Source organism: Cupriavidus sp. PB-02 (genome assembly GCF_058252315.1).
Map to the genome: position 1 here is coordinate 1,629,470 of NZ_CM177695.1, position 14,271 is coordinate 1,643,740.

The window sequence follows — 14,271 nt, forward strand, 5'->3', positions numbered from 1 at the left end:
GGTAGCAAGCGGACCCCGCGCATCCCTCACCTGAACGGACCTGCCAATGAAGATCCTGATTGCCCGCCTCAATCACGAAACCAACACCTTCTCCCCGGTGCCGACGCCGCTGGCGTCTTTCGATCCGCGCTACGGACAGGACGCCTATCGCGCCGCCAAGGGCACCCGCACCGCGGCGGCTGCGTTCATCGACCTGGCCGAGGCGGCGGGCGCGCAGATCGTGGTGCCGGTGATCGCGGGCGCCAACCCGAGTGGCCGCGTGGCGGCCGACGCCTACACGCACCTGAGCGACACCATCGTCTCGGCCGCCGCCGGCTGCGACGCCGTGATGCTCGACTTGCATGGCGCGATGGTGGCCGAGAACAGCGACGACGGCGAAGGCGACTTGCTCATGCGCCTGCGGCAGGTGCTGCCGGATGCCCCGGTCGCGGTGGCGCTGGACCTGCACGGCAACATCACCCAGGCACTGATCGACCATGCCGACATTGCGGTCAGCTTCAAGACCTACCCGCATGTGGACATGTACGAAACCGGGGAGCATGCGGGCAGGCTGCTGCTGGACATGATCGCGGGCCGCACACGGCCGGTGATGGCGTGGCGGCGTCCACCGCTGGTCACCCACACCTTGCGCAGCCGTACCGACGAAGGCGCGATGCAGCGCGCCGTAGCGCTGGCGCGCGAGGCAGAGCAGGAAGGCATGCTTGCCGTCTCGGTCCTGGCCGGCTTCGGCCTGGCCGACATTGCAGCGCCATGCCTGAGCGTGATCGTGGTGGGCGACGGCGACCAGGCCAGGGCCGACGCCGTGGCCGCGCGGATTGCCTCACTGGCCTGGGCCGAGCGCGATGGCTTCGGCTATCACGCCGAGCCGCTCGGCGATTCGATTGCGCGTGCGGCACGGCTTGCGGACGCTCCCGGCGAAGGGCCGGTCCTGCTGCTTGACCATGGCGACAACTGCATGTCCGGCGGCACCTGCGACAACATGGCAGTGCTTCACGAGGCCCTGGCACAGGGGTTGATCGGCATTGCGGTGGGGCCTGTCTGCGATCCGCAGGCAGTTGCGGCGCTGGTGGCAGCCGGCGTGGGCACCAGCATCACACTGCCGGTCGGCGACAAGGTACCGCTGCCCCAACTGGATGTGTTCCCGCAATCCAGGCTGCTGACCGGCAAGCTTGCCGCGATCAGCGACGGCGAGTATGTGATCAGCGGCCCGACCTACACCGGGCAGCGCATCCGCATGGGACGCACCGCCTTGCTGGATATCGGGGCGGCGCAGGTCATCGTGACGGAGACGCCGCAGGAGCACTGGGACCTTGGCATCTTCACCCATATCGGCATCGATCCGCTCAAGGCGCGCTTCCTGCTGCTCAAGTCCCGCATGTACTGCCGCCCGGTTTTCGTTCCGATCGCGAAAGCCGTGGTGGAATGTGATGGCGAAGGGGTCACCAGTTCCCGTTACGAGCGCTTCCCGTTCCGTCACGTCGCGCGCCCGGTCTATCCGCTGGATGCCGGCACGGCGTGGGGCACCTGATTCCGGGTATGGGTGCACGTGCCTGAGCAGGCTTGCCGCGGGCAATGACCGGCAGCCGGTCTGCCCGCGGCCGGCGCGCCAGTCAACGGTAGCGCTCTGCCAGCTTCTCCAGCGCCACCGGCTTGATGCGCGAGGCCTGCCCGGCGCAGCCGAAGGCCTCGAAGCGCAGCTTCACCACGCCCTTCGCGCCCTTCTTGGCCGCCAGCAGCGCCTTGCGTGGATCGAACTCGCTGCGGTCCTCGGACAGGGCCTTGCGGATGGCCCCGGTCATGGCGAGGCGGATATCGGTGTCGATATTCACCTTGCGCACCCCGGTCTTGATGCCGCGCAGGATCTCCTCGACCGGCACGCCGTAGGTCTCCTTGATGTCGCCGCCGTACTGGCGGATGATCTCCAGCCATTCCTGCGGCACCGAGCTAGAGCCGTGCATCACCAGGTGCGTATCGGGAATCTGCTCGTGGATCTCACGGATGCGGTCCATCGCCAGGATGTCGCCAGTGGGCTTGCGCGAGAACTTGTAAGCGCCGTGGCTGGTGCCGATGGCAATGGCCAGCGCGTCCACGCCGGTACGGGCAACGAAGTCGCGCGCCTGCGCCGGGTCCGTCAGCATCATCTCGTGCGACAGCGTGCCGGCTGCGCCCACGCCGTCCTCTTCGCCAGCCTGGCCGGTTTCGAGCGAGCCCAGGCAGCCCAGTTCGCCCTCGACCGACACGCCGACCGCATGTGCCATCTCGCACACGCGCCGGGTGACGTCGACGTTGTAGTCGTAGTCGGACGGGGTCTTCATGTCTTCGCGAAGCGAGCCGTCCATCATCACGCTGGTGAAGCCGGAGCGGATCGAAGCCTGGCAGACCGCCGGGCTGGAGCCGTGGTCCTGGTGCAGCACGATGGGGATGTCCGGATGGGTCTCGGCGGCGGCCAGCACCATATGCCGCAGGTAAGCCTCGCCGGCATACTTGCGGGCCCCGGCCGAGGCCTGCAGGATGACCGGACTGTCGGTTTCCTCGGCCGCTTCCATGATGGCGTGGATCTGTTCGAGGTTGTTGACGTTGAAAGCCGGCACGCCGTAGCCGAACTCTCCCGCGTGGTCCAGCAACTGGCGCAAGGATATGAGTGACATGGTGAAGCTCCTTTACTCGATGGGGATTCGGTGAGGCCGGTTCAGGTGGCGGCGCGCTGCTCCAGCACGGCCAGTGCGGGCAGCGTCTTGCCTTCGAGAAACTCCAGGAAGGCGCCACCGCCGGTGGAGATATAGCCCACGCGGTCGGCGATGCCGTACTTGGCGATGGCAGCCAGCGTGTCGCCGCCACCGGCGATCGAGAAGGCCCTGGAATCGGCGATGGCCTGGGCCAGCACCCTGGTGCCGTTGCCGAACTGGTCGAACTCGAACACGCCCACCGGGCCGTTCCAGACGATGGTGCCGGCGGCCTTGAGCTGCCCGGCCAGTTGCGCGGCGGTCCTGGGACCGATGTCCAGGATCATGTCGTCGTCGGCCACGTCCTTGACGTCCTTGACGGTGGCCGCGGCGGTGGCGCTGAATTCCCTGGCGCACACCACGTCGACTGGGATCGGCACCGAGGCGCCGCGCCTGGCCATGATGTCGATGATGGCCCTGGCGTCGCCGACCAGGTCGGCTTCGGCCAGCGACTTGCCGATCTTCAGGCCGGCGGCCAGCATGAAGGTATTGGCGATGCCGCCGCCGACGATCAGGTGGTCGACCTTGTCGGCCAGCGACTTCAGGATGGTCAGCTTGGTCGAGACCTTGGAACCGGCCACGATCGCCACCAGCGGACGCGCCGGCTGGCCCAGCGCCTTGCCCAGCGCGTCGATCTCGGCGGCCAGCAGCGGGCCGGCGCAGGCGATCGGGGCGTACCTGGCGATGCCGTGGGTGGTGGCTTCGGCGCGGTGGGCGGTGCCGAAGGCGTCGTTGACGTAGACGTCGCACAGCCTGGCCATCTTCTGCGCCAGCTCGCCGCTGTTTATCTTCTCGCCCCGGTTCATGCGGCAGTTTTCCAGCAGCACCACCTGCCCGGGCGGGACCTGGAAGCCGCCCTCGGTCCAGCCGGACAGCAGCGGCACCTGGCGGCCGAGCAGCTCTGACAGGCGGCGGCCCACCGGCGCCAGGCTGTGGCGCGGGTCCGGCTCCCCTTCCTGCGGCCGGCCCAGGTGCGAGGTGACCATCACCGCAGCGCCCGCCTGCAGGCAGGCCGCGATGGCGGGCACGGAGGCACGGATGCGGGTGTCGTCGGTGATATGGCCCGCGGCATCCTGCGGGACGTTGAGGTCGGCGCGGATAAAGACCCGCTTGCCGGCCAGCCCGCCTGCGGCGAGCAGCGCGGACAGCGTGTGGGGCGCCGTGGGTTTCGGATGGGATAGGCTCATCATGGCAACCTGCTAGCGGGCATGGGCCAGCGCCACCGCGGTATCCAGCATGCGGTTGGAGAAGCCCCATTCGTTGTCATACCAGGCCGACACCTTGACCAGCGTGCCGTTGACCTTGGTCAGGGTGGCGTCGAAGGTCGAAGAGGCCGGGCTGTGGTTGAAGTCCACCGAGACCAGCGGCGCAGTGTTGTAGTCCAGGATGCCCTTGAGCTCGCCTTCGGCCGCGCTCTTCAGGATGCCGTTCACTTCCTCCACGGTGGTCGGCCGCGCCGCCACGAAGGACAGGTCCACCAGCGACACATTGATGGTCGGCACGCGCACGGCAAAGCCATCCAGCCGGCCGTCCAGCTCGGGCAGCACCAGCCCGACCGCGGCGGCGGCGCCGGTCCTGGTGGGGATCATCGACATGGTCGCCGACCGCGCCCGGCGCAGGTCTTCGTGGTAGACGTCGGTCAGCACCTGGTCGTTGGTATAGGCATGCACCGTGGTCATCAGGCCGTTCACCACGCCCAGCTGTTCATGCAGCGGCTTGACCAGCGGCGCCAGGCAGTTGGTGGTGCACGAGGCGTTGGAGATCACCGTGTCGCTCGCCTTCAGCACGCCGTGGTTCACGCCGTAGACGATGGTGGCGTCCACGTCCTTGCCACCGGGGGCGGAGATGATCACCTTCTTCGCGCCGGCCTTCAGGTGGGCCGATGCCTTGTCCTTGCTGGTGAAGAGCCCGGTGCATTCCATCACCACATCCACGCCCAGCTCGCCCCACGGCAGCTCGGCCGGGTTGCGCTGGGCCAGCACGCGGATCCGGTCGCCGTTGACGCGGAAGGCATCGCCGTCGACCGTGACCTCGCCCGGAAAGCGGCCGTGGACGGTGTCGTACCGGGTCAGGTGGGCATTGGTGCCGGCGTTGCCGAGGTCGTTGATGGCGACGATCTCGAGATCGTGCCGCTTGCCGCCTTCATAGTGGGCGCGCAGTACATTGCGGCCGATGCGCCCGTAGCCGTTGATGGCAACCTTGATGGTCATGATGTCTCCTTGTGCTTGTCTTGGTATCTTTTCCGGCGTTGGCCAAACATCACGCAGCCAGCCGCGCCGGCGTGAGCAGCGCCGGCAATGCCTCCATCGAATCGACCAGCGCGTCGGCGCCCAGCGCCGCGGGCCCGCCGGGGCCGGCGTAGCCGTAACGCACCAGGCAGACCGGCATGCCGGCCGCGCGTGCCGCTTCAACATCCACCGGCGAATCCCCCACCAGCACGCCCTGCGCGGGGTCGACGTCTAGCAGCCGGCAGGCATGGCGCAGCGGTTCGGGATGCGGTTTCATCTGCGCAATCGAATCGCCCGCCACCAGGACTTCCAGGTACGCTGCCAGCCCGGTCAGCGCCAGCAGCGGTGCCGCCAGTGCGCGCGGCTTGTTGGTGACGCAGGCAAGCCGGTAGCCCTCGCGCCTGAGCGCGGCCAGGCCCGCTTCCACGCCCGGGAACACTGCCCCAAGGCGGCCATTGGTCTCGGCATAGTGACGATGGAACAGCGCCTCGGCAGCGGCGGCTTCCACCCGCGGCGAAAGCTGCGCGGTTTCCAGCACGCGCCGCACCAGGTTGGGCACGCCACGGCCGATGAAGCCGGCCACGGTGTCGAACGGCAGCGGCGGGCTGCCGAGCTCGGCCAGCATGCGGTTGGCGGCCTCGACGATGTCAGGCGCGCTGTCGACCAGCGTGCCGTCAAGGTCGATCAGCACCGCGGTGCAAGGCAGGGATACGGTGGGCATCACTTGTCCTCCAGCAGGGAACGCGCGGCAGCGGCGACATGCGCCGGGGTCAGGCCGAAGTGCTGGTACAGCGCCTCGGCCGGCGCCGATTCGCCGAAGCTGTCGATGCCCAGCGCCACGCCGCCCTCGCCCACGACGCCGCGCCAGAACCAGGTGGCGCCCGCCTCCACGCTGACGCGCGGCAGGCCCGGTGGCAGCACCGTGTCCCGGTAGCTCGCTTCCTGCGCGTAGAACAGCTCGACGCAGGGCATGGACACCACGCGCGCGGCGATGCCTGCCTCGGCAAGGTCAAGCGCAGCGCGCTGCGCGATCTCCACCTCGGAGCCAGTCGCCACCAGCACCACGCGCGGCGCCACGGTATCGCGCAGCACATAGCCGCCGCGCGCGATGGCTGCGCACTGGCCCGCATCGCGTTCGAACGGCATCAGCGCCTGCCGCGACAGCACCAGGCAGGCAGGACCCTGCTCGCGCCGCAGCGCGGCCAGCCACGCATACGCGGTCTCGGTCCCATCGCACGGGCGCCAGACCTGGTTGTTGGGGATCAGACGCAGGCTGGCGGCGTGCTCCACCGGCTGGTGCGTGGGACCATCCTCGCCCAGGCCGATGGAATCATGCGTCAGCACATGCACCACGCGCAGCCGCATCAGCGCGGCCATGCGGATGGCATTGCGCGAATAGTCCGAAAAGGTCATGAAGGTGCCGCCGTAGGGAATCAGCCCCCCATGCAGCGCAATGCCGTTCATGACCGCGGCCATGCCGAACTCGCGCACGCCGTAGCTGACGTAGTTGCCGTGCCCGGCGTGGTTGACCCAGACCGAAGCCTTGACATTGGTGAGATTGGAACCAGTCAGGTCGGCCGAGCCGCCCAGCAGCTCAGGCAAGGCGGGCGTCAGCGCCTCCAGGCAGAGCTGCGATGCCTTGCGCGTGGCGATCTTGCCCTGCAGTGCGGAGGGCGCGTCCAGCAACGTCATCAGTTCCGCATCGAAGCCTTCCGCCAGGCGGCCGTTGATACGGCGCAGGAATTCCTCGGCCAGTTCCGGATGCGCGGCACGATAGCCGGCGAAACGCGCCTCCCAGTCGGCCTCGCGCGCGGCGCCTTGTGCGCGCGCCTCCCAGGCGTCGGCCACGTCTGGCGGCACGGTGAAAGGCTCGGCCTCCCAGCCCAGCGCCTCGCGCATGGCGGCGATCTCCGACGCGCCCAGCGGCGCGCCATGCACATCGTGCCCGCCGGCCTTGGCCGGCGCGCCCTTGCCGATCACGGTGCGGCAGGAGATCAGCGTGGGCCGCTCGCGCTCGGCTTTGGCCGAGTGCAGCGCGGCATCGACGGCCTGCGCATCGTGCCCGTCGACGCCGGCGATCACATGCCAGCCGTAGGCGGCAAAGCGCTTCGGGGTGTCGTCGGCAAACCAGCCGGCCACGTCGCCGTCGATGGAGATGCCGTTGTCGTCGTACAGGCAGACCAGCTTGCCCAGCTTGAGCGTGCCCGCCAGCGAGGCGGCCTCGTGGCTGAGCCCTTCCATCAGGCAGCCGTCGCCGAGGAAGACATAGGTGTGGTGGTCGACGATGTCGAAGCCGGGCCGGTTGAAGGTGGCGGCCAGCAGCTTCTCGGACAGCGCCATGCCGACCGCATTGGCCAGGCCCTGCCCCAGCGGCCCGGTGGTGGTTTCCACGCCCGGCGTCACGCCGCGCTCGGGATGACCCGGCGTGGCCGCGTGCAGCTGGCGGAACTGGCGCAACTGCGAAATCGGCAAGTCGTAGCCGGTGAGATGCAGCAGCGCATACTGCAGCATGGAAGCATGGCCGTTGGACAGCACGAAGCGGTCACGGTCGGGCCAGGCCGGGTTGGCCGGGTTGTGGCGCAGGTGGCGTCGCCACAGCACTTCGGCCATCTCGGCCATGCCCATGGGTGCGCCGGGGTGGCCGGACCTGGCCTGCTCCACCGCGTCGGCGGCCAGGAAGCGCAGCGCGTTGGCGCAGCGCGCTGCGGAATCGATGCGTTCGGGTGCGTTCATCTAGGGTGTCCTTGCAACACGGCGGTTCACAGGGCGGCGCGCTTGCGGCGCTCCATCATGCGCAGCACGAACGGCGTAAAGATCAGCTGCATGGCCAGCTCCATCTTTCCGCCCGGCACCACGATGGTGTTGGCGCGCGACATGAAGGAGTCGTGGATCATGCTCAGCAGGTACTGGAAGTCGATCCCCTTCGGGTTGGCAAAGCGGATCACCACCATGCTTTCATCCGGCGCGGGGATCTCGCGCGAGATGAAGGGGTTGGAGGTGTCCACGCACGGCACGCGCTGAAAGTTCACATGCGTACGCGAGAACTGCGGGCAGATGTAGTTCACGTAGTCCGGCATGCGGCGCAGGATGGTGTCGGTCACGGCCTCCGTCGAATAGCCGCGCTGCTTCTTGTCGCGCCACAGTTTCTGGATCCACTCCAGGTTGATGACGGGCACCACCCCGATCAGCAGGTTGGGGTACCGGGCGACATCGACTTCGTCGGTCACCACGCCGCCATGCAAACCTTCATAGAACAGCAGGTCGGTGTCGGCCGGCAACGGCTCCCACTCGGTGAAGGTGCCGGGCTCCTGCCCGAACGGGGCCGCCTCCTCCATGCTGTGCAGGTAGCGCCGGCGCAGGCCCGTTCCGGACTCCGCATAGGAGCGGAACAGGTTCTCCAGGTCGCCGAACAGGTTGTTCTCCGGGCCGAAGTGGCTGAAGTTCATATTGCCGGTGCGCTCGGCCTCGGCCATCTTGACCTTCATCTCGGCGCGGTCGTAGCGGTGGAAGCTGTCGCCTTCGATCACCACCGACTTCACGCCCTCGCGGCGGAAGATGTTCTCGAAGGTACGGGTCACCGACGTGGTACCGGCCCCGGAGGAGCCGGTGATGGCGATGATGGGATAACGTTCTGACATGGCCATGCACCTCAGGCAGATGCGCGGAACAGGCTGCGCTCGTTGAACAGGGGATTGGGAAGGTCGGGATCGGACTGGTCGGTGTGGTAGCGCTCGATCCGTTCCACTTCATTGCGCGAGCCGAAGATCACGCCGATGCGCTGGTGCAGCGCGCCCGGCGCCACCGACATCAGCGGCTGCCGGCCGGTGCTGGCGCGCCCGCCGGCCTGCTCCATCAGGAAGGCGACCGGGTTGGCCTCGTACAGCAGCCGCAGGCGGCCGGGTTTGGCCGGGTCCTTGCTGTCGCGCGGGTACATGAAGACGCCGCCACGCATCAGGATGCGGTGCGCCTCGGCCACCATCGAGGCGATCCAGCGCATGTTGAAGTCCTTGCCGCGTGGCCCGCTCTTCCCGGCCATGCACTCGGAGATGTAGCGCTGGATTGGCGCTTCCCAGAAGCGGCTGTTCGAGGCGTTGATGGCAAATTCCTGGGTATCGACCGGCACGCGCAGGTTGGGATGGGTGAGAAAGAATTCCCCCAGGTTGGGATCGAGAGTGAAGCCGTTGACCCCGTTGCCCACGGACAGCACCAGCATGGTGGTAGGCCCGTAGAGCGCGTAGCCGCCCGCCACCTGGGCCGTGCCGGGCTGCAGGAAGTCTTGCTCGGTGACGGCGGTGGCGCCTTCGGGTGCGCGCAGCACCGAGAAGATGCTGCCCACCGAGACATTGACGTCGATGTTCGACGAGCCGTCGAGCGGATCGAACACCAGCAGGTACTTGCCGCGAGGGTAGCACTCGGGAATCTGGTACGGCTCGGCCATTTCCTCCGAGGCCATGCCGGCCAGGTGGCCGCCCCACTCGTTGACGCGCAGGAAGGCCTCGTTGCTCAGCACGTCGAGCTTCTGCTGGATCTCGCCCTGCACGTTGACAGCGGTGCCATTGCCATCCTCGCTACCGGCGCGGCCGTGCAGGCCGCCCAGCGCGCCGAATGCGACCGCGCGCGCAATCTCCTTGCAGGCCATGGCAACGTTGAGGATCAGGCCGTTGAAGCCGCCGCTGGCGTCCGGATAGCGGCGGCGCTCTTCGATCAGGAACTGCGTCAGGGTCATCCTCTGGACTTCGGGCATGACAGGTCTCCTCATGGTTTGCTGTGTGTTTTTGTGTGGCGCTGGGGGCTACATGTACGTGGCAGCCTCGCGCAGGCGGCGCAGGATGCCCCGGTAGCCGCCGTCGGCATCCGGCGCGCCAAACACGGCGCTGCCGGCGACGAAGGTGTCGGCACCCGCGCGGGCGATCCCGGCAATGTTGTCGGCCTTGACGCCGCCGTCGATCTCCAGCCAGACTGGCCGCCCGCCGGCCTCCAGCTGCCGGTCGATGCGCGCCCGTACCTGGCGCAGTTTGTTCAGCACGCCGGGGATGAACGCCTGGCCGCCGAAGCCCGGGTTGACGCTCATCAGCAGCACCAGGTCGAGCTGGCCCAGCGTGTGGTCCAGCCAGCTCAGCGGCGTGGCCGGGTTCAGCACCAGGCCGGCCTTGCAGCCGTGGTCGCGAATCAGGCCGATGGTGCGGTCCACATGCCGGCTGGCCTCCGGATGGAAGCTGATGATCCCTGCGCCCGCCTTGGCGAACAGCGGGATCAGTGCATCCACGGGCTCCACCATCAGGTGCACGTCGATGGGGATCGAAACGTGCGGCCGGATCGCCTCGCACACCAGCGGGCCGATGGTCAGGTTGGGCACGTAGTGGTTGTCCATCACGTCGAAGTGCACGACGTCGGCGCCGGCTGCCTCGATTGCGCGCACCTCCTCGCCCAGCCGCGCGAAGTCGGCTGACAGGATGGAGGGCGCCAGGCGGATGGCGCGCTGGCTGCCGTGGTCGGTGTGGTGGTCGGTGGCGTGCATATCAGGCTGCCTCGAACAGGGTGCCGCGATGCCAGCGGCGCAGCGCGGCCAGGTCGGCCCAGCGTTGGTCCGCGCCCGGCAGGTGCTGCGGAATCGGCCGCTCGGGGTCACCCAGGTGCGGCAGCACCAGCAGCGCGCCGTCGAAACGGTCCTGCGCGGTGTAGGCGGTGGGCGTGACCACGGTGGGGATGCCGGCCGCCTGCGCGGCGCGCAGCCCGTTCTCCGAATCCTCGATGGCCAGGCAATCGCCGGCCTCCAGGCCAAGCCGGTCCAGCACGGCCAGGTACACATCCGGGGCCGGCTTCTTGACAGCGGTGGTGCCGGCATCGCCGATGGCGGCGAAACGCTCGCGCCAGCCGGCACCCAACGGCGCCTGCAGCAGCGCATCGAGGTTGGCCGGCGTGGTGGTGGTCGCGATGGCGAGCGGCATGCCGGCGCGGCCAGCCTCCTCGATCAGGCGGGCGATGCCCGGCCGCAGCGGCAGCCGGCCGCTGCTGACGCGCTCGGCATAGTGGCGGGTCTTGATGGCATGCACGGCGTCGATCGTTTCCTTGACCTTGCAACCGCGGGCTTCTTCCGGATCGACCATGCGCCAGTAGTGCATCAGGCGCTCCTTGCCGCCGGCCACCTTGAGCAGGCGCGTGTAGAGCGCCTCATCCCAGCACCAGTCGAGGCCGACTTCGGCAAAGGCGGCATTGAAGGCCTGGAGGTGGGCGGTCTCGGTATCGGCAAGCGTGCCGTCTACATCGAAGATCAGGGCTTGCATGGCTTACTCCCTCGCCAAGGTTTGCGCGGCCGGTGCGAACACGCGGCTGGCAAGCAGATCGGCGGCCGTGATGGTGGTCAGGGTCTGGTCGTCGGCGACCGCGCCGGCATCGTCCAGCAGGCGCGAGGCATGGCGCAGCCGCGCGCGGTCGAGCGCATTGCGCACGCTGCGGGCATTGGCGAAATGCGGTTGCGCCATGCGCCGGGCCAGGTAGTCGGCAAAGACGGCGCGGCTCTGCTCGTCGAAGCGGTACTGCATCTCGTCCAGCATAAGATCCGCGATCTGGCGCAGCTCGTCGAGCTGGTAGTCGGGGAAGTCGATATGGTGGGCGACGCGCGAGGACATGCCCGGGTTCGATTCGAAGAAGCGGTCCATGCGGTCCTTGTAGCCGGCCAGGATCACCACCAGGTCTTCGCGGTTGTTCTCCATCACCTGCAGCAGGATCTCGATGGCCTCCTGGCCATAGTCGCGTTCGTTCTCCGGGCGGTAGAGGTAGTAAGCCTCGTCGATGAAGAGCACCCCGCCCATGGCCTTCTTCAGGATCTCCTTGGTCTTGGGCGCGGTATGGCCGATGTACTGGCCGACCAGGTCGTCGCGGGTCACGGCCACGAGGTGGCCGCGCCGCACGTAGCCGAGCTGGTGCAGGATCTGCGCCATGCGCATGGCCACGGTGGTCTTGCCGGTGCCGGGATTGCCGGTGAAGCACATATGCAGGCTGGGCGCGCCCGCGCTGAAGCCGCGTGCGGCGCGCAGCTTGTCCACCAGCAGCAATGCGGCGATATCGCGAATGCGCGCTTTCACCGGCTTCAGCCCGATCAGCTCGCGGTCGAGCTGGGCCAGCAGCTCGGTGATGCCCGAGCTGGCCAGCGATTCGGCCAGCGATCCGGCCAGGGCAGCAGGCCGCTGCAGCGGTGCGGTCGTTTCGGGTGCGGACATGGCAGGCTCCGTGAAGATCAATCGGTCAATCGGTTCGATGAATTCGGGGCGCAGCTTTCCCCCGGTGCGCGGCCGTCAGGCGGCGCAGCCGTGGGATGGCACATTCAGGAAAATTGCCGGCAGCAGCGCCGTGGCAGCGCTGCGCAGCGGCTCAGTCGATGCCGCGGTAGCGACTACCTTCCGGCCTCGCCTGCACGGCGTAGCTCTCGATCGAGTAGCGCATCGTGCGGCCGGGCTCCTCCTGCCGCACCAGGCGGAAGCCGGGCTCGTCGGCGGGACGATTGACGATGAAGGACATCACCACCGACTCCACCGTATGGGTCGAATCGAAGGCCGTGACGCGGATGTAGTGGTTGGGGAAGGTGCTGCGGGCGTTGTTGATCTCCAGCAGGATGCCGGCGGCATCGCGCAGGTCGAACATCGGCAGGCCGAACATCTCCCAGTAGGTATTGCGCGGATGCGGGTCGTCGGTGTATTCGATGCCGACCGCCCAGCCCTTGCCCAGGCAATATTCGAGCTGGCTGGTGATCTGCGCGTCGGTGAGGTCGGGCAGGAAGGAGAAAGTGCCTTGAGTAATGCGCATGATGTCCTCTCGTTCTTTGGGGTCGCTGTGGTTGCGTCGTATCAGGTTCAGGCCACCGACGCGGTCGGCACGAAGTCCGAGGTGTCGGTCGGCGTGTAGTTGAAGGTGATGTCGCCCCAGGTATCGAGCGCCGCCCGCAGCGGCCCGCACCAGCGCGCGGCGTCGCGCAGGATTTCCGGCCCTTCGTTGAGGATGTCGCGCCCTTCGTTGCGCGCCAGCACCATCGCTTCCAGCGCGACGCGGTTGGCGGTGGCGCCGGCCTGGATGCCCTGCGGGTGGCCGATGGTGCCGCCGCCGAACTGCAGCACCACGTCGTCGCCAAAGAGGCTGATCAGCTGGTGCATCTGGCCGGCGTGGATGCCGCCGGAGGCCACCGGCATCACCTTGCGCAGCGAAGCCCAGTCCTGGTCGAAGAACAGCCCGCGCGTCAGGTCGGTCTGCGTGTAGGCATCGCGGCAGACGTTGTAGTAGCCCTGCACGGTAAGCGGGTCGCCTTCAAGCTTGCCCACCGCGGTGCCGGTATGCATGTGGTCCACGCCTGCCAGCCGCAGCCATTTGGCGATCACGCGGAAGGACACGCCGTGGTTCTTCTGCCGGGTGTAGGTGCCATGGCCCGCGCGGTGCAGGTGCAGGATCATGTCGTTCTTGCGGCACCAGTTGCTCATGGACTGGATGCAGGTCCAGCCGACGATCAGGTCGACCATGATGATGACCGAGCCCAGCGACTTGGCGAACTCGGCGCGCCGGTACATCTCCTCCATGGTGCCGGCGGTCACGTTGAGGTAGCTGCCCTTGACCTCGCCGGTGGCGGCCGAGGCCTTGTTGACCGCATCCATCACGAACAGGAAGCGGTCGCGCCAGTGCATGAAAGGCTGCGAGTTGATGTTCTCGTCGTCCTTCATGAAGTCCAGCCCACCCTTCAGCCCCTCATACACCACGCGGCCATAGTTGCGCCCCGACAGCCCGAGCTTGGGCTTGGTGGTGGCGCCCAGCAGCGGGCGGCCGAACTTGTCCAGCCGTTCGCGCTCGACGATGATGCCGGTCGACGGGCCGGCGAAGGTCTTCACGTAGGCGACCGGGAAGCGCATGTCTTCCAGGCGAGCGGCCTTGATCGGCTTGAAGCTGAAGACGTTGCCGATGATCGACGCGGTCAGGTTGGCGATCGAGCCTTCCTCGAACAAAGACAGGTCATAGGCCACGTAGCAGAAGAACTGCTCGGGGTTGTTGGGCACCGGATCGACCCGGTAGGCCTTGGCGCGGTACATGTCGCAGGCGGTCAGGCGGTCGGTCCACACCACCGTCCAGGTGGCGGTGGAGGATTCGCCGGCCACCGCGGCGGCGGCCTCGACCGGGTCCACGCCGTCCTGCGGCGTGATGCGGAACAGCGCCAGCAGGTCGGTGTCCTTGGGCTCGTAATCGCCATCCCAATACCCCATTTCCTTGTACTTCATGACGCCGGCGTCGTAGCGCTTGCGCGGCTTGGCTTGGATCGTCTCAGGTGCGTTCATTGCTGGTCT

13 protein-coding genes are annotated in these 14,271 nt (G+C 67.8%); 1 reads left to right on the plus strand and 12 read right to left on the minus strand.

Annotated elements, in window-relative coordinates; all coding sequences use genetic code 11:
* Positions 1 to 46 precede the first annotated feature (46 nt).
* Positions 47 to 1,528 carry a M81 family metallopeptidase gene (locus tag AC10V3_RS28245; protein WP_022538663.1) on the plus strand — a complete coding sequence of 494 codons (1,482 nt, stop codon included), beginning with the start codon at positions 47 to 49 and terminating at the stop codon, positions 1,526 to 1,528.
* A gap of 82 nt (positions 1,529 to 1,610) precedes the next feature.
* On the opposite strand, the gene fba is transcribed toward AC10V3_RS28245, so the two are convergent.
* The 12 genes from fba to AC10V3_RS28305 all read right to left on the minus strand — a co-directional run bounded on the left by fba (position 1,611) and on the right by AC10V3_RS28305 (position 14,262).
* Complete coding sequence (fba, locus tag AC10V3_RS28250) at positions 1,611 to 2,648, minus strand: class II fructose-bisphosphate aldolase (protein ID WP_022538664.1); 1,038 nt, start codon at positions 2,646 to 2,648, stop codon at positions 1,611 to 1,613.
* Positions 2,649 to 2,689: 41 nt separating this feature from the next.
* On the minus strand, positions 2,690 to 3,913 hold the full coding sequence (locus AC10V3_RS28255; RefSeq protein ID WP_454753127.1) for a phosphoglycerate kinase: 1,224 nt from the start codon (positions 3,911 to 3,913) through the stop codon (positions 2,690 to 2,692).
* A 9-nt stretch (positions 3,914 to 3,922) separates the two neighbouring features.
* A complete protein-coding gene (gene gap, locus AC10V3_RS28260) occupies positions 3,923 to 4,933 on the minus strand; it encodes a type I glyceraldehyde-3-phosphate dehydrogenase (RefSeq protein WP_022538666.1) in 1,011 nt (336 codons plus the stop codon).
* A gap of 49 nt (positions 4,934 to 4,982) precedes the next feature.
* Complete coding sequence (gph, locus tag AC10V3_RS28265) at positions 4,983 to 5,672, minus strand: phosphoglycolate phosphatase (RefSeq protein ID WP_022538667.1); 690 nt, start codon at positions 5,670 to 5,672, stop codon at positions 4,983 to 4,985.
* Positions 5,672 to 7,684 (minus strand): transketolase, encoded by a 2,013-nt coding sequence (tkt, locus tag AC10V3_RS28270; RefSeq protein WP_490923795.1) that lies wholly within the window; start codon positions 7,682 to 7,684, stop codon positions 5,672 to 5,674. The genes gph and tkt overlap by 1 nt, the downstream gene beginning before the upstream one ends.
* Before the next feature lie 26 nt (positions 7,685 to 7,710).
* Positions 7,711 to 8,589: a phosphoribulokinase gene (locus AC10V3_RS28275; RefSeq protein ID WP_041682083.1), complete on the minus strand. Its 879-nt coding sequence runs from the start codon at positions 8,587 to 8,589 to the stop codon at positions 7,711 to 7,713.
* Positions 8,590 to 8,600: 11 nt separating this feature from the next.
* A complete protein-coding gene (locus AC10V3_RS28280) occupies positions 8,601 to 9,695 on the minus strand; it encodes a class 1 fructose-bisphosphatase (protein WP_022538670.1) in 1,095 nt (364 codons plus the stop codon).
* A gap of 48 nt (positions 9,696 to 9,743) precedes the next feature.
* The gene (gene rpe / locus AC10V3_RS28285) at positions 9,744 to 10,469 is read right to left on the minus strand and encodes a ribulose-phosphate 3-epimerase (protein ID WP_490923797.1); all 726 of its coding nucleotides are present in this window, start codon (positions 10,467 to 10,469) and stop codon (positions 9,744 to 9,746) included.
* 1 nt (position 10,470) lies between these two features.
* Positions 10,471 to 11,235 carry an HAD family hydrolase gene (locus tag AC10V3_RS28290; protein ID WP_022538672.1) on the minus strand — a complete coding sequence of 255 codons (765 nt, stop codon included), beginning with the start codon at positions 11,233 to 11,235 and terminating at the stop codon, positions 10,471 to 10,473.
* A 3-nt stretch (positions 11,236 to 11,238) separates the two neighbouring features.
* Positions 11,239 to 12,171, minus strand: coding sequence for a CbbX protein (cbbX, locus tag AC10V3_RS28295; RefSeq protein WP_022538673.1), 933 nt, complete (start codon positions 12,169 to 12,171; stop codon positions 11,239 to 11,241).
* 151 nt (positions 12,172 to 12,322) lie between these two features.
* Positions 12,323 to 12,754: a ribulose bisphosphate carboxylase small subunit gene (locus AC10V3_RS28300; protein WP_022538674.1), complete on the minus strand. Its 432-nt coding sequence runs from the start codon at positions 12,752 to 12,754 to the stop codon at positions 12,323 to 12,325.
* 47 nt (positions 12,755 to 12,801) lie between these two features.
* On the minus strand, positions 12,802 to 14,262 hold the full coding sequence (locus AC10V3_RS28305) for a form I ribulose bisphosphate carboxylase large subunit (RefSeq protein ID WP_490923799.1): 1,461 nt from the start codon (positions 14,260 to 14,262) through the stop codon (positions 12,802 to 12,804).
* Between the last annotated feature and the right edge of the window lie 9 nt (positions 14,263 to 14,271).

What these genes read in the sequence shown, in the direction of transcription:
- gap (WP_022538666.1), bottom strand. Translation starts at nt 4,933, where the DNA reads ATGACCATCAAGGTTGCCATCAACGGCTACGGGCGCATCGGCCGCAAT.
- AC10V3_RS28290 (WP_022538672.1), bottom strand. Translation starts at nt 11,235, where the DNA reads ATGCAAGCCCTGATCTTCGATGTAGACGGCACGCTTGCCGATACCGAG.
- rpe (WP_490923797.1), bottom strand. Translation starts at nt 10,469, where the DNA reads ATGCACGCCACCGACCACCACACCGACCACGGCAGCCAGCGCGCCATC.
- AC10V3_RS28275 (WP_041682083.1), bottom strand. Translation starts at nt 8,589, where the DNA reads ATGTCAGAACGTTATCCCATCATCGCCATCACCGGCTCCTCCGGGGCC.
- AC10V3_RS28280 (WP_022538670.1), bottom strand. Translation starts at nt 9,695, where the DNA reads ATGCCCGAAGTCCAGAGGATGACCCTGACGCAGTTCCTGATCGAAGAG.
- gph (WP_022538667.1), bottom strand. Translation starts at nt 5,672, where the DNA reads ATGCCCACCGTATCCCTGCCTTGCACCGCGGTGCTGATCGACCTTGAC.
- fba (WP_022538664.1), bottom strand. Translation starts at nt 2,648, where the DNA reads ATGTCACTCATATCCTTGCGCCAGTTGCTGGACCACGCGGGAGAGTTC.
- AC10V3_RS28305 (WP_490923799.1), bottom strand. Translation starts at nt 14,262, where the DNA reads ATGAACGCACCTGAGACGATCCAAGCCAAGCCGCGCAAGCGCTACGAC.
- cbbX (WP_022538673.1), bottom strand. Translation starts at nt 12,171, where the DNA reads ATGTCCGCACCCGAAACGACCGCACCGCTGCAGCGGCCTGCTGCCCTG.
- AC10V3_RS28300 (WP_022538674.1), bottom strand. Translation starts at nt 12,754, where the DNA reads ATGCGCATTACTCAAGGCACTTTCTCCTTCCTGCCCGACCTCACCGAC.
- AC10V3_RS28245 (WP_022538663.1), top strand. Translation starts at nt 47, where the DNA reads ATGAAGATCCTGATTGCCCGCCTCAATCACGAAACCAACACCTTCTCC.
- AC10V3_RS28255 (WP_454753127.1), bottom strand. Translation starts at nt 3,913, where the DNA reads ATGATGAGCCTATCCCATCCGAAACCCACGGCGCCCCACACGCTGTCC.
- tkt (WP_490923795.1), bottom strand. Translation starts at nt 7,684, where the DNA reads ATGAACGCACCCGAACGCATCGATTCCGCAGCGCGCTGCGCCAACGCG.